The organism is Fibrisoma montanum, assembly GCF_003583365.1.
GTDB classification, from domain to species: domain Bacteria; phylum Bacteroidota; class Bacteroidia; order Cytophagales; family Spirosomataceae; genus Fibrisoma; species Fibrisoma montanum.
The window spans coordinates 357,581-383,604 of the sequence record NZ_QXED01000001.1 but is presented as its reverse complement, the minus strand read 5'-3'; the positions used below and the strand labels follow the sequence as shown (position 1 = coordinate 383,604).

Here is a 26,024-nt window from a genome sequence, read left to right as displayed (position 1 = left end):
TTTACAGCGAAAAGTTACTGTTACTGTCAAACCCCCTACATAGTTCGGCAGTTAGCAGTAACTTTCGCTAGCCTGTAGTGAGGGTACACCCAATCGGCCAAAATCAGGGTGTTGGCGTTAATTTTCAAAAAAGGGGCTGGGCTTTACCATTCATCTGGGCATAGGGTTCGACCCATTCGGGCGGGCTGCGGTAATCATAAACGCAAAAACGACAAACCGACAAAACCGACAAAAGGGGTTTTGTCGGTTTTGTCGGCACACGAATATGCACTTTTAGAACATTTTAGGGTTGATCAGGTATTGAGGGCTTTCCGGCCTTCCTCCCTTACTAGAGGCAGGCTGCTCTTCAGATAAATAATGTCGGCTAGTTAATTCCAGCACGGCGGCTTCTACCTGGTCAGTCGAAGTTAGGTACTTCCACCGCATACGGGCCACATCTCGCACTTTAAACCCGTCCTGTAAGTCACCCCGTTTGAGATGGCGTAATAGCTCGCGGGCTGACTCGATAGTCACAGTGTCAAGTAGGCCGTAGATGCGGCGGGCGTGGCTCATCAGGTACTCACACCAGTCAATGGACATCTGCGTAGCCTCAACCGAGACGAACTGTTTCGCTGCCTCGGTCTGTGGGTGGGGTTGTCCCGCGCAATTCACCACATGAAATATTAATGCGAGTGAGGGCATGAGTGAACGGTACTTTGTAAAGTGCTCAAGTAGCAGCCCGCTTTCATTCGGTAGAACAACCGTTTCCCAGGTAGTAAGCCATTGCTTAAATAGCTCCTGCGCGTGGGGATGAAAACGAGTGTAGGCAAACTTGTTATACTCATCGGCATGGTAGCCGATGCGACTTAAGTCGGTATGAGCAATTGTCTGGATTAACTCAAAGGCTTTGTCTCGGGCTAATCCGTCTGGGTGCTCGTCGGTATAGCCCCAAACCTCCGGGTCAGGGTATACAGCTACCTGTAATCGCTGCACGAAGCCGTCGTTTTCGTAGCCGGTAGCTGCCTGTAGGTAGCCGAGTAGCTTGGCTGGCTGAATACCGCCTAGTAACGATTCACATAACACACGTACATGAGTGGTTCCCCTTCCAATTCGGTCGATTGTTAGAGAGCCGTTACCGTTCCAGGCCTCAAGGTGAAAGGCTCGGTCTTGCTCATGTCCGGCCCGATCCCAGGAGGCTAATAAGCCGGTTAACTCATCCCGGAATAAAAGTAGGCCGGTTAGGTTTTCATTCATCAGGTCGGCTAATTTCTCAATGGTGGTATCGTTAACCTTATACCGTCGCTCGATTGGCTTAACGGGCTCATCGGGGAACGCAATAGAACCCCCGACGGCCTCTCCCTTGTGGCGTTTACTGGCCTGAGAAGCGTACGCTTTCTTCTGGGCTTCGTACTCCACCTGTAAGCGTTCAAAATCATTCAAGGCTGTTTCGTACTCCCGACGGGCAGTCATTTCCAGGCGGTCTAAAGGTTTGAGTACCGCGTTAAGGGCAGGCGATTTCATGGCGGACGGCCCCCCCACCACAGCCCCCCAAAGGTTGGGGACTACGGTCCAGTCATCGCGTGTTTTTGGCTTAATGGTTAGCCGGGTGCCAATCAATGATGAGAGCATAACGACGGCCCCCGCAGCGACAAAGTCAAGCGGGCACTTCATACGGTAAGCGATGTCTGCTAGCCAGGGGCGCAAGGGTTCGGGTATCATATCCGGCTCCATGGGTCGAACGGGTAGCAGGGTAGTTTTAAGGGGCAAAGGTTCAGGTCAATATTCTGCATTGATCCCTTGTGCTCTACTACGTGTCATTCCCTCATCTTCAATGGGCTTGGTTTTGCCAAACTCAATTTGAGTACGAATAGTACGGCGGGCGGCTTCAAAATCGGCTACGTTCGGTTTGGCGCGTACCTCATCTTCCAGCACCCGAATCGCATCAGCTTCGCTAACCAAACCCGATGCGATGAACCCCCCGGCCAATGTTGCCGCCTTGCATAGGGCATGGTGCTTAGTTCCGTCCGGGGCGTTGCGGATGAGGTCAGCACAGCGGGCTAACTTTCGGTAATTTGTTGTCGTTGTAGTGGGGGGGGCGGGTGGCGTTGAGCAGGCAGCAATGGACCCGTCTGATTGCTGTACTACCGCCGGGGCGGGGTGTGTCTCGGAAATTGTATATTCATCGGCCAACGGCATTACGTCGCTGTCGGGATTGTAGAAACATTGCGGATCATGGGGCAAAAAGCACAGCCTATCTACGTTCTTACCACTGGCATCAAGTTCGGTAGCCGTTACGTCGTAGCAGTCGCGGTAGTAATCACCAATCTGCCTAAAGAATGCCTCGTGGTCGGCAGGTTGCTGGTAGTCGATTTTAACCACACATTTTAGGCCATTGCCCGATGGACTGATAAACAGTACATGGGTAAACGCATCAGCCTGTAATTGCCCCCGGAGCCGGTCAAACCGGTCAGGTGATATCTTATCTATATCAATGCAGATAAGCCCGCTATGCGCCTGCAAATTCGCCTTGCTTCGGGTGGGAACAAACGTACCCGACCACGTTACGGCAATGAAGCCCGTTTTTTTGTATTTCTTTGCGGCATCGGTGGGCAGGCTCCGTAAGTGTTCAGTTTGTGGCCGGTATTTTTCCGAACGAACCCGACTAACCAGCGTGGCAACATCGGCGCGAACCTCAAGCGGGGTGTTGGTAAGGGCATCCTTAAAAATGCTGATTTTAGGCTGCATGGCGACGGCGGGCTAAGGTGAAACGTTGCTTCCAAACGTTGTGCTGAGGGGTTAAACCCAGGTCCGTTTCATCACGGTCGGGCTCGTAAGCAGGCGGAGTAGTTGTCAGGCTTTCGGGGTAGATTTTGACTTCCCGGCTGAAGTCGGTTAGTGCCTCAGCAATGTCCGTAAACACCACCTCAACAGGCTTGCGGTGGTTGTAGTCGTTAATTGAGGGCCATACGGTACAGCGGTCGTGGAACCCGCTACTGTCAGCGCGACGTTGACGAATGTAGAATCTGCCTGACTTACCCTCGAAAGATTCGGGCAATAGCGTATCTTTGTCTTGTCGTAAGACATTCATAATAGAAAGCGTTTAGGGCGGGTTAGCTGCGACTGTGGTAGGGGGCAACTAACCCGCTTTATGTGTTAGAATGGATTAGTTGTTATGGGGGGTGTTGCGCAGTTGTCTGAGCCAGATGGCGAACTCTTCCAACGATTCGACCACGTGAAAATTGGGTTCAAAATCGGAGGGTATTCGCTGGGAGGGGTAATCGCTGTGCGTGATGAAGGCGAAGGGTTTGCCGTCTAGTTTGCAGGGGTGTTGCCAGCCGTAGGGGGTGGGGCGCAAAATACCATTAGGTTCAACGCCAAAGCCCCTTGCAATCTTCCAGCAGAGGCCTGGGTTGGGGTGTTTGCTCGTCATCTTGCCCCTCCTTTCTTGGCGTGCCGCCGGTTAAAGTGTTCCTCTGCTAATTCCTCGCGTTGTTCTTTTGTAGGGACTTGGCGCGTTTGGCTACGTAGCCAGTCCAATACTACAGCCTTTTCATACAAGACACGTTTACCCAGCCTTTTAACGCCGGGGATTTCGCCAGCAGCGGACTTTATTCTAAGGGTACTAGGTGGTACATTAGGGCAGGTACTACACAGCCAGTTAAAGTCACCAAAGGGTGATTGGTCAATAGCTGGTGGGAGGCTTGTAAGCAGCTTACATAGTTCTCTTTGCCCTTCTTCAATAGCCGTTAATCTGTCGGCGAAAATTTCAAAATAATTGATCACCGTATTTGTTTAGTCTCGCCGGGGATGTTCTGCCGTGGACAAAACAAAGATGACTAACCAAAACAACTGTCGTAAACTCCTTTAACAATGTGCTAAAAATCAATAACTTATAAAAGGTGCAAAAGATGCACTAAAAGGTGCACTATTGTCTTAGTCGGATTTGGTTTTTGCTACTTACCTGGTTAGCATCGCGAACGACGCCGAAGGTTGTACTGAACATCATAGGTTTTCTACTATTGGCTTTTCTTCCATAATCAAAATAATTAGCTACCCATTTAGAGAGAACTGTCATATCGCCAATTGGCTTATTTTCTGCTCCGTTTACCTGCTTGAATACATAGGCTAAAGACTCGGCACCACATTTAATCCAGATGCGGGCAGGGAAATGCCCGTTTTCAAGAAGTTGGCTGAGAGCGTTTTTATCGTCTGCCATATCTGAGAGGGTTTTATAGATACGATCTTGCATATTTTTAGGTATAATCAGCCGTTGCCCTTGGTCATCAATTGTGGAGGTAAAATTTATATATGGTTTAATCTTATCTACAATTACTGTAAGGTCATACTGAAGTTGCTTAAGCAGTATACGATAGGCAACTAATTCTTTAGTACGCTTATGCCATACTTTGTATTCTTTGGTCCTTGTCTGTCTCAATACCCGTAGACGGTTTATACGCTGTCGTATAAGCCAGTAATTTGAGTCGGCATCTAACGCGAGAAGTTGCGGCCGATTAGGCTCCTCTGTAAGCTCATCGGCAGTTTGCTCTAACTCGTTTTTCACTAGTGCCTGTAATGGTCTAACCGTGTTATCGAGTAACAGCTTAAGTTGAATACGATAAAGTTCTGTCTTGGAATCGCTTAGGTTTTGAATATTGAAATTTATCTCCTCTACGAACTCATCGTTTGGGGAGTTGTAATCTCTATTGCTATAAATTAAATGCCATCGACAAGTCTTCCAATCGGTTAGTGTAGCAATCCGCTCCGGCCTTAACACTAGTTCATTACGCAGCGAATCTCTAGTCTTTGCCAATCTGTCTCTAAGCGTATTTAGAACTGTATATCCGCTTTCATTTCTGTCAAAAGGATATGTGCCTAATTCCATATTGTCCAGTGCTGTTATCTAAAAATCAAGCTACAGGTTCTCGAAAGCCTCATCAATTAATTCATTCTCAAACGAATCAAGGTAGATTCTTGTCGTACGTTCCGTAGTGTGTTGAAAAGCCTGTGAGATTAAGGCGTCTGAAACACCTGACTTTCGAAGTACGGTGCCAAAGCTATGACGAGCCACATAAGTAGTTAGTGGTGTGGCGATACCCGCTTTTTTCCCTATCGTCTTTAGATCGGTATTCACCTGCCCCTTGATCTTATGCAGACGGTTGGCAATCTGTTGGGGCAGTCGGTGGCGCTCTGTACTTAAAATGCCAAAGACGTAAGACTCCAAGCCGGACTCAGTAAAAGGGTAGTAATAATCTAGAATTGATTGGGCTACAGCGGATAGTTTCAGATTAAATAACCCCCCTGTTTTTTGGCGTACGTATTGAAGCCGCCCCCCTTGTACATTGCGCCATCGAAGTTGAGCCATATCAACATAGTTAATTCCGCCAGCGTAGTAGGAAAATAAGAAGAGGTGTTTTGCTAGCATTAGCCGGGGGGTAGGTAGGTCTAATGCCTCTATTGCTCGAATTTCATCTTTGGTTATGGCCCGCTTACGGGTCCCCAGATCAAACTTTGCCAGACTAAATTTATCACGTTGGGCAGAATTACGGCTAAACGGATATAGATCGGCCGGTAATAGCTTTTCACTAATTGCTCGGTTCATGGCCGCTCTGAGAGTGCGGAAGTAAACGCTCATCGTCGTATCGGCGCACCCCTCGCCCCTTAGATACGTTTCAAAGCGATTCAGAAACTGTACAGAAATTGTAGAAAGCGGGCAATCTTTATCTGTCAAGAACTTAGCCAACACCCGGCGGGTATCTCGGTAAACATTGGCATTGCCCACACGCTGGGCAGCTAGAAGCTGTTCATAAATTTCCTGTAAATAGGATAGCAGCATGACCCCTTTGCGCTCCCGTCGTGGCTTTTTGCTAGCCTCGGTAACGGCGTCAACAATCATATCAATGGTAAAGGGATGCCCTGTTTCCTGAAGATACTTGGCAGCTTCGGCGTAGGTAGTTTCCCATTTTTTAATTAAAGCCAGTAGCCGTTTTTGTTCAGGATGGCTACGGCGGGGTAACTCTTTATCGAAATCCCACAATGTGGCCGGGCTACTTTCGCCAATCGATATGTATTTACGATTACTGTCTTTTGTGATACGAAGGCGAAGAGGATGAGAGCCGCCAGCCAGCGTCTTGCTGGTGTAGAGCATAACTTTAATCTGGGGTAGTCGATCTGTAGGCAGGGAGCTATTAGCCATTCGGGACGGTGTACATTTTGGTGTACATAAAAATACATAAATAACCGTAAATGACCAATACTAATCAGCACTATATTAATTATAAACGCTTGATAACAAGGGCAATAAAAGTAAATAGAAAGTAGCTGAAATATAAGGCTTCATGCCTTACAAGCAGAGGGTCGGGGGTTCGAATCCCTCAACTCCCACGATTGAAAATCAGCCAGTTAGCAGCAATGTTAACTGGCTTTTTTATTTTAGGTACAATATCATAGTAGCTTCTCATTATAATGAATTGTACGAAAATTATCATGAGCCGTAAAAGCAGCTCAAAGGGGTCTGCCAGCATTGTATTCCTTTAATCAAAAAATGGTTATTTGTTCGAAGGCTAACAATGCACACACCAATCGTGCTCAGAATCGCGTATTCATGACCTTAGGCAAAAAAGTTTATCTATAGCTTACCCGTGACGAAAAGTGTACGATTGTTTAGAAATATGCAAGATTCTGGTAATGCTGGTAGTTCTCTTTTAAGGCTATGGCTACTTAGTCTGAACCCCCGCTCTTACTTGCTCGAAAATTTAACTCAAGACATATTTCATTTGGTACTCCCAAGCTATCTTTGTAGGATTGACAGCAGTCGCTGAGAGCCAACAGAAAACCGGATATCTTTTTTAGCTCGATACTTTTTGAGTCAAGATACTGCAAAAACTTCCGCCAGTTATCCAGATTGGCTCCATTTGCCCTGAGTACGTGTAGAGCGGCCAAATATTCAGCCAGAGGATCTAGCGATATGCGAACCCAGTCCCCTTCCTCGCCAATGCTCCGTATCAACCGTAGTCGTTCTTCTAAATAATGGAGCTTTTTATTACCATTTTCCCCGTTTAGAGCTTCCAATACACGTGTTCGGGCAGCAGAACTCGGCAAAAACGTTTGTTTCAGACACTCCCAGGCGACAATACGCGCGCATCTCAGTACCTCCGAATCCTCTATCCTGGCTTCGCTGATGCCCCGGTTTAATTCTTTTACATAACGTTGCATGAGGTCCGGGACGGTTTTGGGTAAATCAGTCTCATCTGAACTCTCTTTCACAACTATCATCTGATCGGCGAAAAGCTTGGCCAACAAAACAGTTATATTTCGGTCACCCATTACCATCAGCGAAAGTTGACGGCAGGCATCAAAATATTCTGGATCAGAAAAAAGATCGCGCTTATTCCGCTGAACCAAATAAACGTCGATAAACCTAGAAAGCCGATTGCCTTCAATGCGCAAGGGCTTAAGAGTATGACGATTGATATGACCGAGTGGCTCATCAATCCGCGAGGTAATAACCAAGGTGTTAACAAAAAAATTAGGCGTAGCAGGCCGAATCTCAGCTCTCGTTTCTTCACTGCACTCTGAAAAATGGTCAATTAATACTAGGATACGTCCTTGTCGAAGCAACTGCTCCAAAAGTTCATCAGGCACAGTACTCTCGGTATCAATTAGGCTCCATAATTGACCGGTAATAGCCACTAATAACCGTTTCCCTTTTTCGCCGTCCACTAACTCATGCTCTATCAATACAGGTAGCATCCGATGCGGCTTAAGGCGTTGGGCCACATCGTCTGAACTGGCCCAATTAGCAATTTGACAAGCCAGACTGGTTTTTCCTGACCCACCCTCTCCCCAGATTAACAGGCACGATTGGGTATTAGCAAAAACAGGTTTAAGATTATCAGGTTTAAGTTCAGGGATCGTAGCATCATCAAGTACTGTTGGAACCGAAACATGTACTCGACGATCAAGAACGGTCTTGCGCCGGTTAAACCGCTGTCTGGCTTCCGGAGCGTATTTTTCAACCCAAGCATCGAGCACACGAGGATGATAATTAAAGAGACTGGCCATCGTAAGTGTTCGAAGTGGTACTTTACCCACTTTGGGAATATCCGGTGAGAAATTTCGTATAGCGTTATTAATAGTTAATAAACTAAGTGGAGAAAGCCACAGCAGAGTTGACCAAAGCAACAACAAACCGATTGCCAACAAGACAACAGCAGCGGGCACCGGAAACTGTTTGGCGAGGGAGATTATTTTATTAACGATTAAGCCTTTTCTCTGATCTATTGTATATTTCATAGAATTAATATCACTATTGATTTTTGATACTAAGTCTTTATCCGCCTGTGTTAAAATTTGATCTTTAAAACTAGATAGAAAAGATTCGAACTGTGTTATGATAAATTGTAAGCTATCAAGCCGAATCTTATCAGCCCTTTTTGCTGAATTATCAGATATAGATATTATAGCAGTCTCTGCAGCCAATCTTGGGTAAGGCGCAGTATATGGATCATTCAGTAGCTTTAGTAAAGAATTAAGTGCTTTAGCTGCATTAGGCCCTATCTTCCCAAGCGCTTCGGCGGCACTGGTTCGTACACCGGAATCAGGGTCTTTCAAAAGCTTAATCAGTGGATCGACAGCTTTAGCAGCACCGGGCCCCATCTTGCCTAAAGCATAAGCAGCATATTTGCGTACGCATCGGACAGAATTTGCTGTATTAAGTATATTTACTAGTGAATCGACGGCTTGAGGCCCCATAGCTCCTAAGGCTTCAGCAGCTAACTCTGCAGTATGCTCTGTTGAATCACAACTAGCCTCTTTCAAGATATTTATTAGCGAACGGAAAGCTACCAGCCCTATCTTCCCAAGCGCTTCGGCGGCACTGGTTCGTACACTGAAATTAGGGTCTTTCAAAAGCTTAATCAGTGAATCAACGGCTTTGGCAGCACCAGGCCCTATTTCACCAAGAGCAACAGCACTTTGTACAGTAAACTCTCTATTTTCAAGTAAATTAATTAATGGATCAACGGCTTTGACAGCACTAGGCCCTATTTCACCCAAAGCATAAACAGCAGATGTTTTGACTAGATCGGTTTTGCTATTTAAATTTTCTATCAACGGATCAACAGCTTTTGCAGCGTCAGGCCCTATTTCACCCAAAGCAATAGCAGCCTTCATTTGCAGGTAACCGTCAGTGCCCCTTAAAAATCTTATCAATGGATCAACAGCTTTTGCAGCGTCAGGCCCTATCTTACCCAATGCATCAACGGCTTCTATACGAATTGTTCTGTTTCGATCCGTGTTAATAACTTTTATTAACGGATCGACAGCTTTTGCAGCAGCAGGCCCTAATATACTTAAGGCCCGAATCGCAGAAAGACGTTTTAAAGTGTCTGTGTTACTCAGTTCGTCAATTGATTCATCTAACGACGGTGCTTGCGCTTTTATATCTAATGTATAAACCAAAGTATTAAATAAGAGTAGCAGTAGTGATGTAGTCTTTAAATTCATAATTATGCACATATAATATTATATTCGTAGACAAAATTGATCGTTCATGTTCACCTGAATGAAAAGCCGCATAAGCTATTTAACAATACAAAGCTGCACCTACCAACTCAAGGATATAATCGAGCGTTTTATTAACGGTACAATAGTATAGAAGCTGAGTAAAGTCACCACCACATAAAATTACTATCATTAGCCAGCCGTTAAAAATCTAGTTCCAGCTAAGTTGTTATAACGAGCAAAGCAAGTAGATGGGCGTCCAGCGGCTAAGCTTACCATGTCAAACAATATACGTATCGCTTTCATGTAGATGCAGGGTTAACTATTGTCGAATTACTTGTTGAGCTTGACGAATGCAAAAACTTTAAGCCGAAAAGTAATAACACCGTAGGGCGTTAGTTATACGGTGTCCTTTTTACAAAAACTATCAACTGGGTCAAATTTGAAGAGGAATCATTTCATAAATTACTCAATAAGACTTTTGCAAAACTTAACAATCTGTTGTGTTTTGCAAATTCATTTATGAAACGGCAAAAAAACGACCTGATCACATCATCTTTAGCTTTTCGGCTCGTGGCACGGCTTAAAACGTGGCTGGTTTAAGTTGAGGAACTACCTTAAGCGCTCGCCCAAACAACCTTTCTACCTCTGCCAGATAAATTAACCCATTTGGGCAAGATTTCTGAAAGCGTCGTAGGGTGTCAAGCTCATTAGCGGTGAACTAATTTAGGTCTAATGTTAGCTTAGGCATCAGGGCGCTGGCGGCTCGCTCATCGCCTTCTAAGAGCCGCTTTAAAGCATAAAGTTTGCGGGCGCGGTTGCTATTGATCATCCTATCAATCCAGCTTAGTGAGGGCTTTATTCAATAGCTCGTGTAAGAGCCCCTAAAATTATGGCAGTGTGGAACTAGACTCTCAAAGTGTGATAGTTGCCAAAACAAACATTACAATAGGACAAACTTAACTATCTTTCCCTTCCGATTTGTGCCATACATTGGCTGATTTGTCCTGAGAATAGGCCGGGCGCTGGGCTATCTTTGTGATGGCGGTTAACCCGGGCCCGATAGCGTTGGGTGTGGGTTGTGGCCGTCCTGAACACGCAAAAGCCATGTTTACCAACAGCCGATTATATAGCATTGTCTTTAATAAGTGTCCGCGTTGCCACCAGGGCGATTTCTTCGTGACCAACACGGCCTTCAGCCGGCACTTTGACAAGATGCATGACCACTGCCCGCACTGTGGCCTGAACTTTACCCCTGAGCCGGGCTTCTACTGGGCCTCCATGTTTGTCAGCTACGCTTTCTTCACGATCTGGACGCTGGCTACCTTTTTCGTAGCGGTGCTCTGGCTCAATATCGAACTGGAGTATTACCTGATGGGGCTGCTCCCTACGCTGGTTCTGTTGACGCCTTACTTTTTCCGGATGGCCCGCCGGACGTGGCTGACCATTTTTGTGCGGCCCGAGCGGCACCGCGTCAGTCTGCCGAACGAACAGGTCTGAACGCGGCTGACGTACTGACGTCGGCCGTTACTATTGATAATCCCGCCGGAACTGCTCGGGGGTAACGCCAGCTGCCTTGCGGAAAAAGCGGTTGAAGTAGGAATGATCCTGGAAGTTCAGCCGGTCGGACACCTGGGCCACGGAAAGGTCGGTGTGGACGAGCAGCCGTTTGGCTTCCAGCAGCAGTCGTTCCTGAATGATCTTTTGCAGGGATTTGCCCAGGGCCGTCTGGCAAACGGTGTACAGTTGTTTTTCCGACAGAGCCATCAGGTCGGCGTAGTCCCGCACGGACCTGTGATCGAGGTAATGCGCTTCGACGAGCCGCTCCAGTTGCTGGATCTGGCTTTGGGTGTGCGCCGTGAGTCGATTCGACGGGTGGGTAAGCAGAAAACCGCTCAGTTTCACCAGCAGGATGTTCAGATACGACCGGATGATATCCTCCCGGCGATAGTTACTGCCAAGCGTTTCCTGATAAACCCGTACAAACAGCTCGCTGATGTCGGCCGCGTTCTCGGCCGACAGGTAGTCGACGGGGGGCGTAGCCAGCGCGTGAAAGAGCGGAAAATCAAACAGCTTCCGGGCGGGGTAGTCGACCAGGTAAAACGCCGGGTTGAAAAAGATGAGGTAGCCTTCCGTATCATCGGAGTAGGTCCAGGTATGCACCTGCGCGGGCGACATGAAAAACACGCTGCCCGGCTGAATCCGGTACTCAACAAAGTCAATGGTGTGGGTGCCCTCGCCCCGGGTGAACAGAGCCAGCAGGTAAAAGTCGTGGCGGTGGGGCGTACGGATGAACTGGTACTGCGCTACGTGCTCCTGAAATAGCTGAACGTACACGTCGGGGTGGTGCCGGGGGGCTTCTTCGAAGTCATCGATGTGCAGGATAGGTAAAACGGTATCGTTCATGTAGGCTCGACTCTGTCGCGTTTAGAGCGAAACGGCCTCAACAGGGCTTTGGTTTATCAATGATAACGGTTTACCGGCAGATAGTGACTACCCCTGCCGAATCATTTAAACAACCAGAACCCAGCCGCCGGCTGTATCGTGCTGACACTGGTTTAACGTGATTTGTGGATAGCCCATTAAAGGCTAATGAGCTTTTTTGTCATCCCTCGGCACCGGCCGCCCGGCTGCGTCGGGATGACAAAAAAACAGGCGTAACTCACATTAAACAAACAGGCATACGTTAAAAATTATCGCAAAAAATAAGCTGACGGGTAGCTTGATGGACAAGCGGTTACGGAGAAAAAGCCCCCTGATTAACGACGTAGCGGCTGTACCGTTACAACGGTTTGCTGGGTTGAAGAATCATACGGGTGTAACCATTACAATTCCTACATTTATGAAAAATGCGTTTTTAAGTCTGGCCTTTCTGGGTTTGATGGCATCCTGCAGCCAGCAAACCGCCGTGGCCCCTACTCAACCAACTGAACAGAAAGTGGCCTACCAGAAGAGTGTTCGCCTGGCCGGTAATTCACTCGGTTTGAAAGTAGCCCAGATTGCCGACAGCCGGTGCCCCATCAACGCCCGTTGCATTACGGCCGGTGCCGTGAAGGTGCAGTTTGAGGCCAGTGCCCAGGGCACTACGCAAGCCGTTGACGTAACGCTGCCGGCTTATCCCGAAAAACCCGTCGAGACTTCGTTCACGATCAACAACCAGACGTATCGGTTGACCCTCAACGAGGTTTTGCCCTACCCCGAAGCGGGTAAGGAAATTAAGCTGGAGGAGTATACCGTACAGGTGTCGGTTGAGAAGCAGTAGCTCGCAGGCATACCTTTAGTTTCGCAGGCCCCGCCCTTCTACGAAAGGCGGGGCTTGTTATTTGTGCAAAAAAGTTGGTAGATTTTTTTGTCATTCCGAGGAACGAGGAATCTTCTGTAGCCGGAGGTATTCTTAGCCTCACTCGAAGATTCATCGTTCCTCGGAATGACAGAAAGCTTCTGACAGTTTCCAGAAATTGGTAGATTTTTACACCTGTCGTTTCTAACCGGCTGTGCATCTTTGTTATTCCTCATTACGAATGGCGATGAACGACGAGATACGACTACAGCCGCTGGACAGGAGCGTAGCGCCCCAAATGGCCGAGCTGGCAAATAACATCAGGGTCTGGCAGCAGCTACGGGATGTGTTTCCGCACCCGTACTCACTGGACGATGCAACCGCGTTTATAGAAGGCGCTCTGGCGAGGCAGTTCGGGCTGGTGCTCGGCATCTGGTATGGGCCGGAGTTTGCCGGAACGGTCGGACTCGTGCCGCAGCCGGATGTATACCGACGTACCGCTGAGATTGGCTACTGGCTGGGGGAGCCGTATTGGGGGAGGGGCATCGCTACGGAGGCCGTTCGGCAGATCGTCGCGGTGGGGTTTAGCGAGCAGCCCGAGCTGGTACGTATCCAGGCCGGTATCTTTTCGTCGAACCCGGCGTCCATGCGGGTGCTGGCCAAAAACGGCTTTCAGCCGGAGGGGATTTCGCCGAACGCAATTTTTAAAAACGGCGTGTTGCTCGACGAGCACCGCTACGGTCTGCTACGCACACCCTGAGCTATGGACGCATCAATTGTTGAGAAGATTCTGGCCCGCGTCGATCAGCCCGATCTGATCGATGTGCTGGCGGATGAATTAAGCAGTTCGGAGCTGAACTCGGTGCTGCTGGACCTGTTCAGCCGGAAAGCCGCCCAACTGTCGGCGCCCGATCTGCTGAAAAGCTACCGGGGCAACCGGTTCGTGCAGCCGGCCGATGTCGACGTGCTGGCCTTGCGCAGGCTGGAAACCACCGCGTATGAAACGTTCAGCCAGTTCGGGTTTACGCCCATCGAGCTTTCGCCGGTGTCGGCACTGGGTAGCTGCTCCGTCGTGGCAACGGCCGATCAGAAGAAGGTGCTGTCGGCCGGTCGGCAGACGGAAGTAATGGCCGACGCCACCAACGCCCTGGCCCTGCACATTGCCGATCTGAAACACAGGGGCGGCTGGCAGCCCGATCAGCCCACCGACCGGCTTCACTTTGGCACCATTCACCGGCACCTGCGGACGCCCCCCGTACCGAAGATTCCCGGTTTCCGTCCCCATTTCAAAGTGGCCTGTCTGGTTACGTCCGGGCGCGACACGGGTAGTTTTCAGTTTGAAAAAGAAGCCCTGACCGAGCACATCGTAGTGATGACGGCGTTTTTCCGCGAGCAGCTACGTATCGACCGGCTGCGGTTCCGGCTCACTCCCCGCAAAGGGTATCCCGACCCGATTGCGTTTGTGGAGCAGCTTCGGGCCTACGTTGCCGAACAGCGTCCCGATGTGGTTGTGGAAGCCCATACCGACGCCATTGGGGAAAATAATTACTACAAAGGGCTGCAATACAAGATTGATATTGAGATAAACGGCCAGGTGATCGAGATTGGCGACGGCGGCTACGTCGACTGGACGCAGCAGTTGTTGCAGAACAAAAAAGAACGGCTCCTGACCACAGGATTCGGCATTGAGTTGCTATATCGGCTGATTGGTTTCTAACTTTGGGCAGAAAGCACCAGGGTTAGGTTTACCATGCAGCAGAGTCGCGTACTTTTCGAGGAAGAAACCGCTTCGTACTTCCGGATTGCGTATCCCAGCCGGCCGCTGCAGTCGTTGGCTGCCTACTATTTCGAGATTAACCTCACCGGCCAGAACGCCCAGCCGCTCCTGCTGAATACCCTGCCGAACGTAACGAGTGTCATCAACGTCAATCTGAGTGAGGTCGGCTGGCTATCGTGCAATACGTCGACGGGAAAACAGACGGCCGTCAGCGGAACGAATCTGTTCGGGGCGGTAAGCGATGCCTTGGTAAATACGTACCCGGCCGGTGTCCACGATTTTTGCATCAAGCTGAAGCCGGGCGCGGTGGGACAGCTGACGAAACTGCCGGGGACTGAACTGGCCAATCAGTTTACTACGTTGAGCGACCTGCTCCGATTACCCGGTTTTACCGAACAGATTCAACGCGCCCGGACCTTCAGCCAGCGGGTGCAGGTGGCCGAAGCTGCGCTGCTGCCGCTGGTCGGAACCGCCCACGACAACTGGCGGTATGAACTGGTCCAGCGGGTGATCAATCGCTTCGATACGGTCGATACCCTCGGCGACGACCACCTCTACACGCTCTGTCGGCACCTGGGCGTATCGTACAGTTCGCTCCACCGCCATTTTACCACCGTTGTCGGCTATTCGCCGAAGTATTGCCAGCAATTGATCCGCTTCAAACACGCTTTAAAGTGTTACCGCGAACACGGCAGCACCTTTGCCTTCGACACGATTGGCTACACCGATTTCTCGCATTTTGTCCGGGCCAGCAAGCAATTGACGCGCCGGAGCCCGTCTGCTTTGTAAAGGATTTCAGTTGGTACCCTGGAGTGAATGCTCGCAAACCCCTGGGGGTACCGGTCGGGTGGTACTCACAACAAACCGAAAAGCTTACCCCATTCACAGAAGTTCCGTACGCCATAACGCGGGCGATTTTAGAAGGTGATTCCGTCAACTCAATCGCTGTTTCTGACGGTTGGCACCGAACACGTCTGCGCCCGGCTCCTCCGCCCTCTATGTTTGCTCGCGCTTTTATGCCCTGAAAGAGCAATTATGTAACGCTAAAATTACCCGAGAGGGCGCGGGAGTAACTATTATGAAACAGCAAATTGTATGGATTCTGGTCTGGCTGCTGACCATAAACTGTAGCCTGGCCGCACCACCCACCACAACCGGAGCCATTCGGATCGATCAGTTTGGCTACCTGCAGAATGCCCGCAAAGTGGCGGTCATCGTAAACCCGCAGGCCGGTTCCAATGCCAGCCAACCGTTCAACGCCAGCACGGGAGTCAACCAGTATCAGGTGCGCCGATGGACGGACGATGCCGTTGTGTTCAGCGGTACCATCCAGGCCTGGAAAGACGGTGTTACGCAGGCTTCATCCGGCGATAAAGGCTGGTGGTTCGACTTCTCGCAGGTCAACACGCCGGGCTCGTACTACGTTTTCGATGTAGGCAACAACGTGGGCTCGTACCGCTTCGAGATCGGCGACAATGTTTACAATGAGGTGCTGAAAGCGGCCGTCCGGACGTACTTCTACCAGCGGATCAACTTCGCCAAGCAACCGCCCTACACCGATCTGAAATGGGCCGACGGCGCTACGCACCAAGGACCCGGCCAGGATCGGGAGGCCCGGAGCCGCCACGCCAAAACGGACCCGCTCACCGCCCGCGACGTATCAGGTGGCTGGATGGATGCCGGCGACATGAACAAGTACGTGACCTTCGCCGAGGAACCGGTGGCTATTCTGCTGGAGTCGTACCGGCTGAATCCGTCGGTGTTCGGCGATAACTTCAACATTCCGGAGTCTGGCAACGGCATTCCGGATATTCTGGACGAGGTGAAGTGGGAACTGGACTTTATGAAGCGGATGCAGGACGCTACCGGTACGGACGGCTTGCTGCTGAAGGTCGGCGTAGACAACTACAACGAAACCAACCCGCCCAGCGCTGATACGCGACCCCGCTACTACCTGCCCGAATGTACGTCGTCGACCTTGTCGGGGGCGGCTATGTTTGCCGTGGGTGGAGCCGTATTTCGAACCATTCCGGCCCTGAACACCTACGCGCAGGACCTGATTGCCCGGGCGGAACGGGCGTTTGCGCGGGCCCGGCAGACGACCCAGGCGTTTACCGTGTTCCAGACCGACTGCGACGATGGGAACATCAAGTCCGGTGACTCCGACCGTCGCCCTGATCTTCAGTTGCAGTCGGCGGTGGTGGCGGCTATTTACCTGTTCGAAGCCACCGGTAAAGCCGAATACAAGGCGATTGTCGACCGATACTACGCCCAGATTCAGCCGATTGCCAACGAGTGGTGGGGACCGTACAGTATGCACGTGCATACGGCCTTGCTGCGATATGCCGCCAATCCGGCCGCTACGCCCTCGGTGGCGTCGGCAATCCGGAGCCTGAAAAGCCAGCAGAACAGTGTACTGTCGATCAACGACTACAACGCCCGCACCGACCTCTACCGCGCTCACATGGCCGACGCGCAGTATCATTGGGGCAGCAATCAGGTACGCGGCAATGCTGGGGTAGCCAACATGGACTTCGTTGATTTCAACATCAACCCCGGCAGCAAGGCGCTGTACCGCGAGGTGGCGGCCGAATACCTGCACTGGTTCCACGGGGTGAACGCCCAGGGCAAGGTAATGCTGTCGAACATGTACGCCTACGGGGCCGAAAACTCACAGAACGAAATTTACCACACCTGGTTCGCCGACGGTACGGCCTGGGACAATGCCCTGACGTCGCCCAAAGGTCCGGCACCGGGCTACCTGACCGGCGGTCCCAACAACATGGATCAGTACGACGGTACTCAGGGTGATATCCGGAACGAACCGTTGCAGAAGCGCTACCGCGACTGGAACACGGGGTTCCCGGAGAACTCGTGGATTTTTACGGAAGTGGCCATTTACAACCAGGCACCCTACGTAGCCCTGCTGAGCCGACTGATGACGCCTACGTCGGACCCGACCGATACGGAACCACCCACGGCGCCTACTAACCTGGTCGCGTCGGACCTGTCGCCGTATTCGGTAAAACTCGCGTGGACCGGATCAGTGGACAATCGGGCGGTGACGGCCTATGAAATTTACCAGAACGGGACCAAAATCGCCGAAACACCCCAGACGTTCATCAGCATCGAGACGCTGGCGCCGGGCAATAGCTACGTGTTTACCGTAAAAGCCATCGATTTTTCGGCCAACCGCTCGAATCCGAGCAACGCCGTGACGGTGAACACCCCCGCACCCAGCGCAAACGACTACGTGATCTACGGCGATGCGCTGAAGAATACGTTCTCCAACTGGTCGTGGAACAGCATGCAGGATTTTGCGAATACCAGCCCCGTGAAGCTCGGCGAGAAGTCGCTGAAGGTGAACGTAACGGTGGCCTGGGGAGCACTGAGTTTACGCAACAGCGAGGTGCTGAATACGGCCAGTTACCCCGGTGGCGTACAGTTCTGGTTCTATGGTACCGACAAACCCGTGCGCGTAACGATGAGCCAGGTAGATACCGGCCCAACCGCCGATTTTTACCGCATCTCAGCCGAGCCCAACACCTGGACGCTCGTCCGGATTCCGTGGAGCGAATGGGGCAATCCGGCGCAGTTTCAGCGGATTTCGTTTGCCGACGGTTCGGGCGGAACCCAAAGCTTCATCATCGACGATGTGCGGCTCGTAGCCGGTGACGTAACGCCCGACACCCAGGCACCAACCGCTCCGTCGAGCCTGACCACCAGCAACGTAACGGCAACCAGCCTGCGCCTGAACTGGGGAGCTTCAACGGATAACGTCGGCGTGACGGCCTACGAAGTCCTGCAGGGCGGCACCGTGATCAACGGCAATGTAACGACCACCTCGTTCGACGTAACGGGGCTGACCTGCAACACCTCGTACAATTTTACGGTGCGGGCGAAGGATGCTGCCGGGAACGTATCGCCCAACAGCAGCACGATTTACGTAATGTCGGCAACCTGTACCGACACGCAGGCCCCGACCGTACCTACAAACCTGGCCGGCAGCAACGTATCGGCTACGGGTATGACCCTGACCTGGACAGCCGCTACCGACGACCAGGGTGTTTCGGGCTATGAGGTGTACCAGAACGGGACGCTGCTGACCGGCACTGTAGCGGGCACGTCGCTGAACGTAACGGATTTGACCTGCAACACGGCTTATACGTTCACGGTGCTGGCCAAAGACGGTTCAGGCAACAAATCGGCCCAGAGCAGTCCGCTGAGCGTTACGACTTCGGCCTGCGCCGACGGTGAAGCACCGACCGTACCGACCAATCTCGCGGCAAACAACGTAACCGCTACGGGCCTGATGCTGACCTGGACGGCGTCGACCGACAACGTGGGCGTAACCGCGTACGAGGTGTATCAGAACGGGACGCTGCTGACCAGTAACGTAACCAATACGTCGCTGGCCGTGGGTAATCTGGTGTGCGGTACCGTCTATGCGTTTACCGTGCGGGCGAAGGATGCTTCCGGCAACAAATCGGGGCAGAGTGCAGCCGCCAGTGCAACGACTTCGGCCTGCCCGCCGTCCGGTAGCGATGTCGTGTACGACGAGTCCCTGAACGCGGGTTGGAAGGAGTGGTCGTGGTCGATTGGTCGCAACTACGCAAGCCCGAATCCAGTGAAAGCGGGTCAGTATGGGCTGGCGGTGACGTACAACGATGGCTGGGGTGGTTGGTCCGTTATTCGGGATAATCACTTCATTACTACGCCCCAGACGACCGTTCGGTTCTGGATCTACGCGACAACGAACAAGACTGTTGGCGTGAGTATCAACACGGAGAACGAAACCGGTCAGAGCCCGTACGTGTCGTTCCAGCCTACCGCCAACGCCTGGCAGGAAGTGGTGCTGACTATGGCGCAGCTGGGCAATCCGGTCAAGATCAAACGCCTGACCATTCAGTCGCAGGCACCGGGCACGAACCTGATTTACCTCGACAACATCCGCCTGGAGCCGTCTTTCAGCCTGTCAGTCAGCAACGTAGCGACGACCAGCCTGCGGCTGAGCTGGACCACACCGTCGGGGAATGCAAGCGCTTACGAAGTGTATCAGGACGGTAACCTGCTGAACGGCAACGTAACGGCTACGTCGCTCGACGTAACCGGCCTGACGTGCGGTACCGCGTATGCCTTTGCGGTGACGGCCAAAGATGCGGCCGGAAACGTAGTGGCCAACAGCGTACCGACGAGCGCAACGACTACGTTCTGCCCGGGCTCGTCGACCGTCGACATGATTTACGACGAAGCGCTGAACCCCGGCTGGCAGGAGTGGTCGTGGTCGCTCAAAACCAATTATGCGAACCCGAACCCAGTGAAGGTAGGGCAGAAGTCGGCGTCGTTGACCTATACCGATGGCTGGGGCGGCTGGTCGCTGTTCCGCAGTACGCACCTGATTCCAACGCCCCAGACAACCATCCGGTTCTGGCTCTACGCGACGACGAACAAAACCATCGCCGTAACGACCAATGCCGAGAACGAAAGTGGAGCCAGCCGGACGGTTAGCTTCCAGCCGACGCCGAACGTCTGGCAGGAGGTCGTAATCACCATGGCGCAGTTAGGCAATCCGGCTAAAATCAAGCGGCTGACCGTTCAGTCGCAGGCGTCGGGAGCTAACCTGATTTACGTGGATAACGTCCGCATCGAAACCCCAAATGGAGCCGCCCGGCTTTCGGCGTCGTCGGAAGTGCCGCCCGAAGGCGAAATGACCGTAAGTCCAAACCCGGCAACCGGTCCCGTGCGAGTACAGATTCTGACGACTGAGGCAGAAGCAGGTACGCTGACGGTGCTGAACCCGGTCGGTTTGGTGGCTTATCGGCAGTCGGTACAAACCCGGATCGGCCGGAACGAATACCTGCTTGATGTCGGCCGACTTGCGCCCGGTGCGTATCTGGTAACGTGGCAGACGGCCACGAAGAAACTGGTTAAACGCCTGATCGTAGCGAACTGATATCAGGTTCATTAGTACCCTAAGCCCCTAGAGGGTTTAGGAGAGCAATACGCAAAAGTCTGCCCGGCCTTATCACCATTGAATCGCCTGTCCGGTGGCTCGTGGCGATAAGGCCGGGTTGGTTCGCGCCGAACACAATTACTATAATATAGTTGTGTTATACAATACAAAAATATAATATAGCGGTCATGTATTGATTTAGCCTGTTGTGTGCTGTATGCTTGAGAATAACGATCGTCTGAAACCAGAGAATATCATTAAGGGAACCGTAGTGCGCCGGTATCAGCTACCGTTTTTTGACGCGTACATACCCTGCGGCTTTCCCAGCCCGGCGGATGCCTACACCGAACGGGTCTGCGACCTCAATGATCTCTGCGTGTACAATCCGGATACCACCTATTTCGTCCACGCCATCAACGACAGCATGGCCGGCGACTTTATCTGCGAAGGCGACTGGATTGTGGTCGACTCGTCGATTGAGCCCACGGACGGCCGGATTGTGGTCGCCTGGGTAGAAGACGGGCATACCCTCAAACGCATCCGGTTTCGGGGAGAACTCAAGATTCTGGAACCGTCGAATCCGGCTTATGCACCGATTTACGTACAGCCCGGCGACGCTTTCCAGATCTTCGGGGTCGCTACGTTCCGCATTGGTAAACTGCTCAAACTATGATTGCCCTCGTTGATGCCAACAACTTCTACTGCTCGGTGGAGCGGAGTTTTAACCCGGCCCTGAACGGAAAACCGGTGATCGTGCTCAGCAACAATGACGGGGCCATTGTGGCCCGTTCGCAGGAAGCCAAGGCGCTGGGTATTAAAATGGCGAACCCGTTCTTTCAGCAGGCCGAACTGATTCAGGCTGCGGATGTCAGGGTGTTTTCGTCCAACTATACCCTCTACGGCGATACGTCGGCGCGGCTGATGAGTCTGCTGGGGCGCTTTGTCGAGACCGTGGAAGTAAACAGCATCGACGAGGCATTTCTGGACCTGGATGGCTACGGCTCCGTCTATCCCGACCTGGAGGGACTGGCCCGGCACATGCGGGCCAAAATTGCGCAGTGGCTCCGCATTCCGGTCAGCATTGGCATTGGGCCTACCAAGACGCTGAGCAAAGTAGCGAACTGGTATGCCAAGCGCGTAACGGCCAGCCGGGGTGTTGTGCTGCTGGAATCAGAAGCGCAGATCCGGGAGGCCCTGGCGGATTTTGACGTAGGTGAACTCTGGGGCGTAGGGTCCCGCTACGCATCGAAGCTGAGACGGCTGGATATTAAAACCGCCTGGGACCTGCGGCAGGCTCCCGACGACTGGATTCGGGACATAATGACCGTCAACGGGCTGCGGCTGGCCTACGAACTGCGGGGGCAACGCTGCAACCTGCTGGAAACCGACCCTGGTCCCAAAAAGAGCATCTGTACGGCTCCTTCGTTTGGGGATATGATACCCGATCTGAAACTGATCCGGGAGGCTCTGGCTACGCACCTTGCCCGGGCGTCGGAGAAGCTCCGGCGGCAGGGCTCCGCAGCAGGCGTCATTACGGTATTTCTGCACACGAACCGGCACGCCAAATCGGCCAATGGCGAACCGGCCAGGTATTACGCCAACAGCCGGTCGGTGTTGCTACCCCATCCGACCACCAGCCCGGTCGAACTGACCCGCTACGCCCTGGCAGCTCTTGACTGCATCTACAAACCCGGCTATCGGTACCAGAAAGTCGGGGTTATTCTCAACGACCTGGTCGACGATACTTTTCGGCAGGAGTGCCTGTTTACGAGCGAACCTGACCCAAAGCTGGGCCGGCTGGCGCAGATCGTCGATCAGCTCAATTACCGGCACGGCCGCGACAAAGTGCGGCTGGCGGCCCAGGGCTACAGTCCCGCCTGGAAAATGAAACAGCAGTGGCTGTCGCCGTGCTACACAACCCGCTGGAAGGATATTCTGAGGGTTAGCTGACCGCTCACCGGTTTGGTACGAAAGCCCTGTCAGGCGGGCAGATACACGCTGAACGTAGCGCCCTGGTTGGGTTCACTCGCGGCCGTGATGGCCCCGCCGTGGTTAGCGACCACCTTTTCGCAGATAGCCAGGCCAATACCGGTGCCCTCGTACTGATTCCGGGTGTGGAGCCGCTGAAAGACTTCAAAGATCCGATCGATGTATTTAGCGTCGAACCCGATGCCATTGTCGGCCACGTCGATGCGGTAATACGTACTGCTGGGCCGGGTGGGCTGAACGGACGAAGGCAAGTCAGCGTCCCGAATCTGTCTGGCACTGATGTGAATGGCCGGAGACTCTCCGGGCCGGTGAAATTTCAGGGCGTTGCTGAGCAGGTTCTGAAACAGCTGGCCTAACTGCGATCGGTCGCCCTCGAGCGTCGGCAAAGGAGAAACCGTTACGGTCGCCTTCGACTCCTGTATAGCCAGATCCAGATCCGACAGCACAGCCCCGACGACTTCGTTGAGGGAAACTGGCGTTGTATCGTCCTGCCGCACGGAGATGCGCGACAAGGTAAGCAGATCGCGAATGAGCGCCGACATCCGGCCGGCCGCCGATTGCATCCGCTCCAGGTAAACGACCCCGTCGTTCAGTTGGTCGGCATACTGACTCTTGAGCATGTCGCCGAACGACTGGATCTTACGAAGCGGCTCCTGCAGATCGTGGCTGGCGATGTAAGCGAACGATTGCAGACTACTGTTCGAGCGCTTTAACTCCGCGTTGGCTACCTGTAGCTGGTGGGTCTGATCGGCCACCCGCTGCTCCAGCAGTTCGTTGGCCAGTTTGCTCTGGGTGATGTCGAGCACGGCCCCAATAAACCGGCTGGCTGTGCCGTCGTCGCCGAAATACGCCTGCCCAATGGCCCGTAACCAGCGCAGTTTTCCATCCGTTAGGCCCACGGTGCGGTATTCAATGTCATAAAAACCTTCGTTGCCGGGTTGCAATACCGATTGTACAACGGCATCCGTCTTGTCCCGATCGTCGGGGTGAATGCCCTGCAGAAAAACGGCATAATCGACGTATGCGTCGGGGGGCAGGCCAAACAGTTCCTTGCAGCGCTCCGACCAGATTAATTCGCCCGTATGCGGGTAGAAATCCCAGGTTCCGAGGTCCGTCGACTCGATCGCCAGTCGCAGGCGTTCCTGCGTCATCTTCAGTTCGTGGATGTCGACCACCGAGCCCGCATAGCCCAGAAACGTCCCCTGCTGATCGAACCGCGGACGCCCCGTGTCTTTCATCCAGCGGTATGACCCATCGGCGGCCCGGAGTCGGTAGTCGAGCGAAAACGGTTTTTGATTCTGATTAGCCTCCAGAAAGATGTCGCCGGAACGCTGAGCATCGTCGGGATGAACAACTGTCAGCCAGCCCAGGCCCAGGGCGGTCTCGGGGCTTTGTCCGGTGTAATCGTACCAGCGCTGATTCAGGTAAAAGCAGTAGGCATCTGGCCGGGTCATCCAGATGATCACCGGTAGGTCGTCGGCCAGCGGAAGCAGTTCTTCCGCGGAGGAGTCATTCAATAACGTTGTCAGCATGGAACAAAGACAATACCTTAGGTTAGGGCTACGTATGGAGAAAGGCTAGTTCAGCCTGACCAGAATACGGTTGAGTAGTCGACCCTAACGGACTTCTAAACTACAAAAAGTGGGTGTTGGTACCTACTGGTTCGCGTTATATTCATCACTATATGGGACACAACTGATGATCACCGTACTTGGTTTTCGACGGATAATGATTTTTCCGGTCTACAGCCGCGTAACTTTTCACTCTGACTAAGATCCTTTCGCACACCGACTTTACGCGGTTGAAACCCAAGGCGGTTCAGCGTTCGTTTGCCGTGCGGTTCAGTTGAACTGTGTTGTATATACGTTATCTGAACGAAATGCACTCCCTTCGTCCGTACGGATGGGTAAAGTAGCCCCCGACGCAGGCTTTACACAGAAACCTAGTTCGATCAGCACCATGCTCACCTTCTTTGCCCGACTGTCTGTTGTTCTGCTGACAGCCCTCATGACCCAGACCGGCTTTGGACAGGCAGTCAAGTCATCGCCAAAAGCCTATACGTACCTGATTTTTCATAAGTTGTCGCCTGGCCTGACTATCCAGGATGCCCTGCCGGTCGAGCGCGAATGGCGGGCCATCAATCAGGCAGCCGTAGACGAAGGCAACCTGATCGGCTGGTACATGCTCGTGAAGCAGATGAGTTCCAACACCAACCCTACCGAGTACGACTACGTAACGGTTATTGTTTCCCGCGAGATGAGCCTCAAAGGCGCGTCGCCGGTCGCCATGGCACGGCTATACGGCGACAGCGTAAAGACCCGCATGGCCGATCTGCAAAAGCGCGACCGGGCGGCCGCACCGGTTGTCAAGATGGAGATCTGGGAAACGGTCGATGCTGTTTTCAACGCGGATTTCGCGCCTGATAAAACCCCGTTGGTTGTACTTGACCTGATGCGGCTGCGCGACCCCGGCGCAAACTGGTCGGGGCTGGTGGCACCCATGAAGCGATTAGTGCAGGAACGTATGAAAGAATCGGCCCTGAACGGCTGGAATTTTTCGCGGCTTGTCGTGCCCAATGGCAGTGAGAAAGGATACGGCTTACTCGTGGCCAGGAGCGTAGCCGGATTAAACGTGCTGAGCAGCGCAGGAACGACCGGATTAACCGCCGAAACGGCAAAAATTCAGGATCAGCTGACCCGCACCTTCGACGTTGTGCGGCAGGAAGTTTTCCGTATAACTGAATATACCTCTCTACCGAAGCAAGCGACTAACATACAGGCGAAATAAAGCTATCTGGTGATTTATGATTGAAACAAATTTTACTATTAGTCTATTTAGTAACAAGAAGTTTTTGTATAATTAAACCTGCAAATATGGTGCAGATTGGCGTTTTATTTTTTTAGACCGTAAATAACCCCTAATATTGCCTGATAATTAGTTATTTACACTCAGTTAGATTTACAGCTGCTGAACATATGTGGTGGCTTGTAGCCTAAGTCAGCTTAGGGTGGCAGGAGGAGTGAAAACGTTTGGCGAGAAGAAACTTGATATGCAGGCTCAGTCACTACATGAAGCGAATCAAATCCAGGCAAGATCGTCTGTAGAAGTTATAGAGCAATTCCGGATGTTAAGCAATATGCCGGCTACGTTGTCTATCCATGCTTACATGAGACAGGTCGCAAGTCGGTTTGAGCGGGCGAGTGGAGGATTAACCCTTCGCGTAGACACGCCGGATCATTTTGTATCTGATCTGATCAGATACGGCTGGCTGCGAGTCGCGTAGATAAAGGACTGCCCTGGGAAAAAATCAATTAGCTGGGGCGTCGGCCGGATTGCCGTACGAGCGACATCAGCTTGGTCAGACCATCCCGTTCTGCTTTTCGGGTGGGCGTTATCCGTTCAGAAACTGCCATCACATACTGTTCCATCAGCGAGTCAAAAACAGAAGCCGGATCGTTGCAACCAGTTTGCATGGACGAAGTGTCAGAAGTTGATTGGCTCATCGTTACGTCTAGGTTAAAAGTGAAGGCGCTGCAAGATAACTC

Annotated in this window: 19 protein-coding genes; 9 read left to right on the top strand and 10 right to left on the bottom strand. The window is 52.2% G+C overall.

The features are described from left to right. Positions 1 to 273 precede the first annotated feature (273 nt). From DYU11_RS01595 to DYU11_RS01565, 7 genes are all read right to left on the bottom strand, one after another. Positions 274 to 1,710 (bottom strand): YfjI family protein, encoded by a 1,437-nt coding sequence (locus DYU11_RS01595; RefSeq protein WP_119665889.1) that lies wholly within the window; start codon positions 1,708 to 1,710, stop codon positions 274 to 276. A gap of 45 nt (positions 1,711 to 1,755) precedes the next feature. After that, complete coding sequence (locus DYU11_RS01590) at positions 1,756 to 2,724, bottom strand: BT4734/BF3469 family protein (RefSeq protein ID WP_119665888.1); 969 nt, start codon at positions 2,722 to 2,724, stop codon at positions 1,756 to 1,758. Then, entirely contained in the window at positions 2,714 to 3,067 is a 354-nt protein-coding gene (locus DYU11_RS01585; RefSeq protein ID WP_119665887.1) for a hypothetical protein, read from the bottom strand. Before DYU11_RS01585 ends, DYU11_RS01590 begins: the two co-directional genes overlap by 11 nt. 75 nt (positions 3,068 to 3,142) lie before the next feature. Beyond that, a complete protein-coding gene (locus DYU11_RS01580; RefSeq protein WP_147367865.1) occupies positions 3,143 to 3,334 on the bottom strand; it encodes a hypothetical protein in 192 nt (63 codons plus the stop codon). Positions 3,335 to 3,904: 570 nt separating this feature from the next. After that, entirely contained in the window at positions 3,905 to 4,861 is a 957-nt protein-coding gene (locus DYU11_RS01575) for a hypothetical protein (RefSeq protein WP_119665885.1), read from the bottom strand. A 30-nt stretch (positions 4,862 to 4,891) separates the two neighbouring features. Beyond that, complete coding sequence (locus tag DYU11_RS01570; RefSeq protein ID WP_158600203.1) at positions 4,892 to 6,124, bottom strand: site-specific integrase; 1,233 nt, start codon at positions 6,122 to 6,124, stop codon at positions 4,892 to 4,894. Between the two features lie 572 nt (positions 6,125 to 6,696). Continuing rightward, entirely contained in the window at positions 6,697 to 9,483 is a 2,787-nt protein-coding gene (locus DYU11_RS01565) for a HEAT repeat domain-containing protein (RefSeq protein WP_158600202.1), read from the bottom strand. Positions 9,484 to 10,587: 1,104 nt separating this feature from the next. On the opposite strand from DYU11_RS01565, the gene DYU11_RS01560 reads away from it, so the two are divergent. Further along, on the top strand, positions 10,588 to 10,980 hold the full coding sequence (locus DYU11_RS01560) for a DUF983 domain-containing protein (protein ID WP_229365659.1): 393 nt from the start codon (positions 10,588 to 10,590) through the stop codon (positions 10,978 to 10,980). A 30-nt stretch (positions 10,981 to 11,010) separates the two neighbouring features. On the opposite strand, the gene DYU11_RS01555 is transcribed toward DYU11_RS01560, so the two are convergent. Further along, a complete protein-coding gene (locus DYU11_RS01555) occupies positions 11,011 to 11,886 on the bottom strand; it encodes a helix-turn-helix transcriptional regulator (protein ID WP_119665881.1) in 876 nt (291 codons plus the stop codon). Positions 11,887 to 12,322: 436 nt separating this feature from the next. On the opposite strand from DYU11_RS01555, the gene DYU11_RS01550 reads away from it, so the two are divergent. The 7 genes from DYU11_RS01550 to DYU11_RS01510 all read left to right on the top strand — a co-directional run bounded on the left by DYU11_RS01550 (position 12,323) and on the right by DYU11_RS01510 (position 22,440). Further along, positions 12,323 to 12,742, top strand: a complete 420-nt coding sequence (locus tag DYU11_RS01550; RefSeq protein WP_147367864.1) for a hypothetical protein — start codon at positions 12,323 to 12,325, stop codon at positions 12,740 to 12,742. A gap of 265 nt (positions 12,743 to 13,007) precedes the next feature. Further along, positions 13,008 to 13,520: a GNAT family N-acetyltransferase gene (locus tag DYU11_RS01545; RefSeq protein ID WP_229365658.1), complete on the top strand. Its 513-nt coding sequence runs from the start codon at positions 13,008 to 13,010 to the stop codon at positions 13,518 to 13,520. Between the two features lie 3 nt (positions 13,521 to 13,523). Continuing rightward, on the top strand, positions 13,524 to 14,477 hold the full coding sequence (locus DYU11_RS01540; protein WP_119665878.1) for a hypothetical protein: 954 nt from the start codon (positions 13,524 to 13,526) through the stop codon (positions 14,475 to 14,477). A 33-nt stretch (positions 14,478 to 14,510) separates the two neighbouring features. Then, positions 14,511 to 15,326: a helix-turn-helix domain-containing protein gene (locus DYU11_RS01535; RefSeq protein WP_119665877.1), complete on the top strand. Its 816-nt coding sequence runs from the start codon at positions 14,511 to 14,513 to the stop codon at positions 15,324 to 15,326. Positions 15,327 to 15,615: 289 nt separating this feature from the next. Continuing rightward, the gene (locus DYU11_RS33135) at positions 15,616 to 20,490 is read left to right on the top strand and encodes a glycoside hydrolase family 9 protein (RefSeq protein WP_158600201.1); all 4,875 of its coding nucleotides are present in this window, start codon (positions 15,616 to 15,618) and stop codon (positions 20,488 to 20,490) included. Between the two features lie 217 nt (positions 20,491 to 20,707). Beyond that, a complete protein-coding gene (locus DYU11_RS01515) occupies positions 20,708 to 21,163 on the top strand; it encodes a LexA family protein (RefSeq protein ID WP_119665876.1) in 456 nt (151 codons plus the stop codon). Beyond that, complete coding sequence (locus tag DYU11_RS01510) at positions 21,160 to 22,440, top strand: Y-family DNA polymerase (protein WP_119665875.1); 1,281 nt, start codon at positions 21,160 to 21,162, stop codon at positions 22,438 to 22,440. The genes DYU11_RS01515 and DYU11_RS01510 overlap by 4 nt, the downstream gene beginning before the upstream one ends. A gap of 29 nt (positions 22,441 to 22,469) precedes the next feature. On the opposite strand, the gene DYU11_RS33570 is transcribed toward DYU11_RS01510, so the two are convergent. Beyond that, positions 22,470 to 24,011, bottom strand: a complete 1,542-nt coding sequence (locus DYU11_RS33570; protein ID WP_119665874.1) for a sensor histidine kinase — start codon at positions 24,009 to 24,011, stop codon at positions 22,470 to 22,472. A 427-nt stretch (positions 24,012 to 24,438) separates the two neighbouring features. Between DYU11_RS33570 and DYU11_RS01500 the strand changes: the two genes are divergently transcribed. Beyond that, positions 24,439 to 25,266 carry a hypothetical protein gene (locus tag DYU11_RS01500; RefSeq protein ID WP_119666673.1) on the top strand — a complete coding sequence of 276 codons (828 nt, stop codon included), beginning with the start codon at positions 24,439 to 24,441 and terminating at the stop codon, positions 25,264 to 25,266. Positions 25,267 to 25,790: 524 nt separating this feature from the next. On the opposite strand, the gene DYU11_RS32915 is transcribed toward DYU11_RS01500, so the two are convergent. Next, the gene (locus tag DYU11_RS32915; RefSeq protein ID WP_158600200.1) at positions 25,791 to 25,952 is read right to left on the bottom strand and encodes a hypothetical protein; all 162 of its coding nucleotides are present in this window, start codon (positions 25,950 to 25,952) and stop codon (positions 25,791 to 25,793) included. Positions 25,953 to 26,024 lie beyond the last annotated feature (72 nt).

Excerpts from the sequence above, each read along its gene's own strand:
- DYU11_RS01590 (WP_119665888.1), bottom strand. The coding sequence starts at position 2,724 with ATGCAGCCTAAAATCAGCATTTTTAAGGATGCCCTTACCAACACCCCG.
- DYU11_RS01575 (WP_119665885.1), bottom strand. The coding sequence starts at position 4,861 with ATGGAATTAGGCACATATCCTTTTGACAGAAATGAAAGCGGATATACA.
- DYU11_RS33135 (WP_158600201.1), top strand. The coding sequence starts at position 15,616 with ATGAAACAGCAAATTGTATGGATTCTGGTCTGGCTGCTGACCATAAAC.
- DYU11_RS01545 (WP_229365658.1), top strand. The coding sequence starts at position 13,008 with ATGAACGACGAGATACGACTACAGCCGCTGGACAGGAGCGTAGCGCCC.
- DYU11_RS01595 (WP_119665889.1), bottom strand. The coding sequence starts at position 1,710 with ATGGAGCCGGATATGATACCCGAACCCTTGCGCCCCTGGCTAGCAGAC.
- DYU11_RS01540 (WP_119665878.1), top strand. The coding sequence starts at position 13,524 with ATGGACGCATCAATTGTTGAGAAGATTCTGGCCCGCGTCGATCAGCCC.
- DYU11_RS33570 (WP_119665874.1), bottom strand. The coding sequence starts at position 24,011 with ATGCTGACAACGTTATTGAATGACTCCTCCGCGGAAGAACTGCTTCCG.
- DYU11_RS32915 (WP_158600200.1), bottom strand. The coding sequence starts at position 25,952 with ATGCAAACTGGTTGCAACGATCCGGCTTCTGTTTTTGACTCGCTGATG.
- DYU11_RS01565 (WP_158600202.1), bottom strand. The coding sequence starts at position 9,483 with ATGAATTTAAAGACTACATCACTACTGCTACTCTTATTTAATACTTTG.
- DYU11_RS01550 (WP_147367864.1), top strand. The coding sequence starts at position 12,323 with ATGAAAAATGCGTTTTTAAGTCTGGCCTTTCTGGGTTTGATGGCATCC.
- DYU11_RS01555 (WP_119665881.1), bottom strand. The coding sequence starts at position 11,886 with ATGAACGATACCGTTTTACCTATCCTGCACATCGATGACTTCGAAGAA.
- DYU11_RS01515 (WP_119665876.1), top strand. The coding sequence starts at position 20,708 with ATGCTTGAGAATAACGATCGTCTGAAACCAGAGAATATCATTAAGGGA.
- DYU11_RS01570 (WP_158600203.1), bottom strand. The coding sequence starts at position 6,124 with ATGCTCTACACCAGCAAGACGCTGGCTGGCGGCTCTCATCCTCTTCGC.
- DYU11_RS01510 (WP_119665875.1), top strand. The coding sequence starts at position 21,160 with ATGATTGCCCTCGTTGATGCCAACAACTTCTACTGCTCGGTGGAGCGG.
- DYU11_RS01585 (WP_119665887.1), bottom strand. The coding sequence starts at position 3,067 with ATGAATGTCTTACGACAAGACAAAGATACGCTATTGCCCGAATCTTTC.
- DYU11_RS01535 (WP_119665877.1), top strand. The coding sequence starts at position 14,511 with ATGCAGCAGAGTCGCGTACTTTTCGAGGAAGAAACCGCTTCGTACTTC.
- DYU11_RS01500 (WP_119666673.1), top strand. The coding sequence starts at position 24,439 with ATGCTCACCTTCTTTGCCCGACTGTCTGTTGTTCTGCTGACAGCCCTC.
- DYU11_RS01560 (WP_229365659.1), top strand. The coding sequence starts at position 10,588 with ATGTTTACCAACAGCCGATTATATAGCATTGTCTTTAATAAGTGTCCG.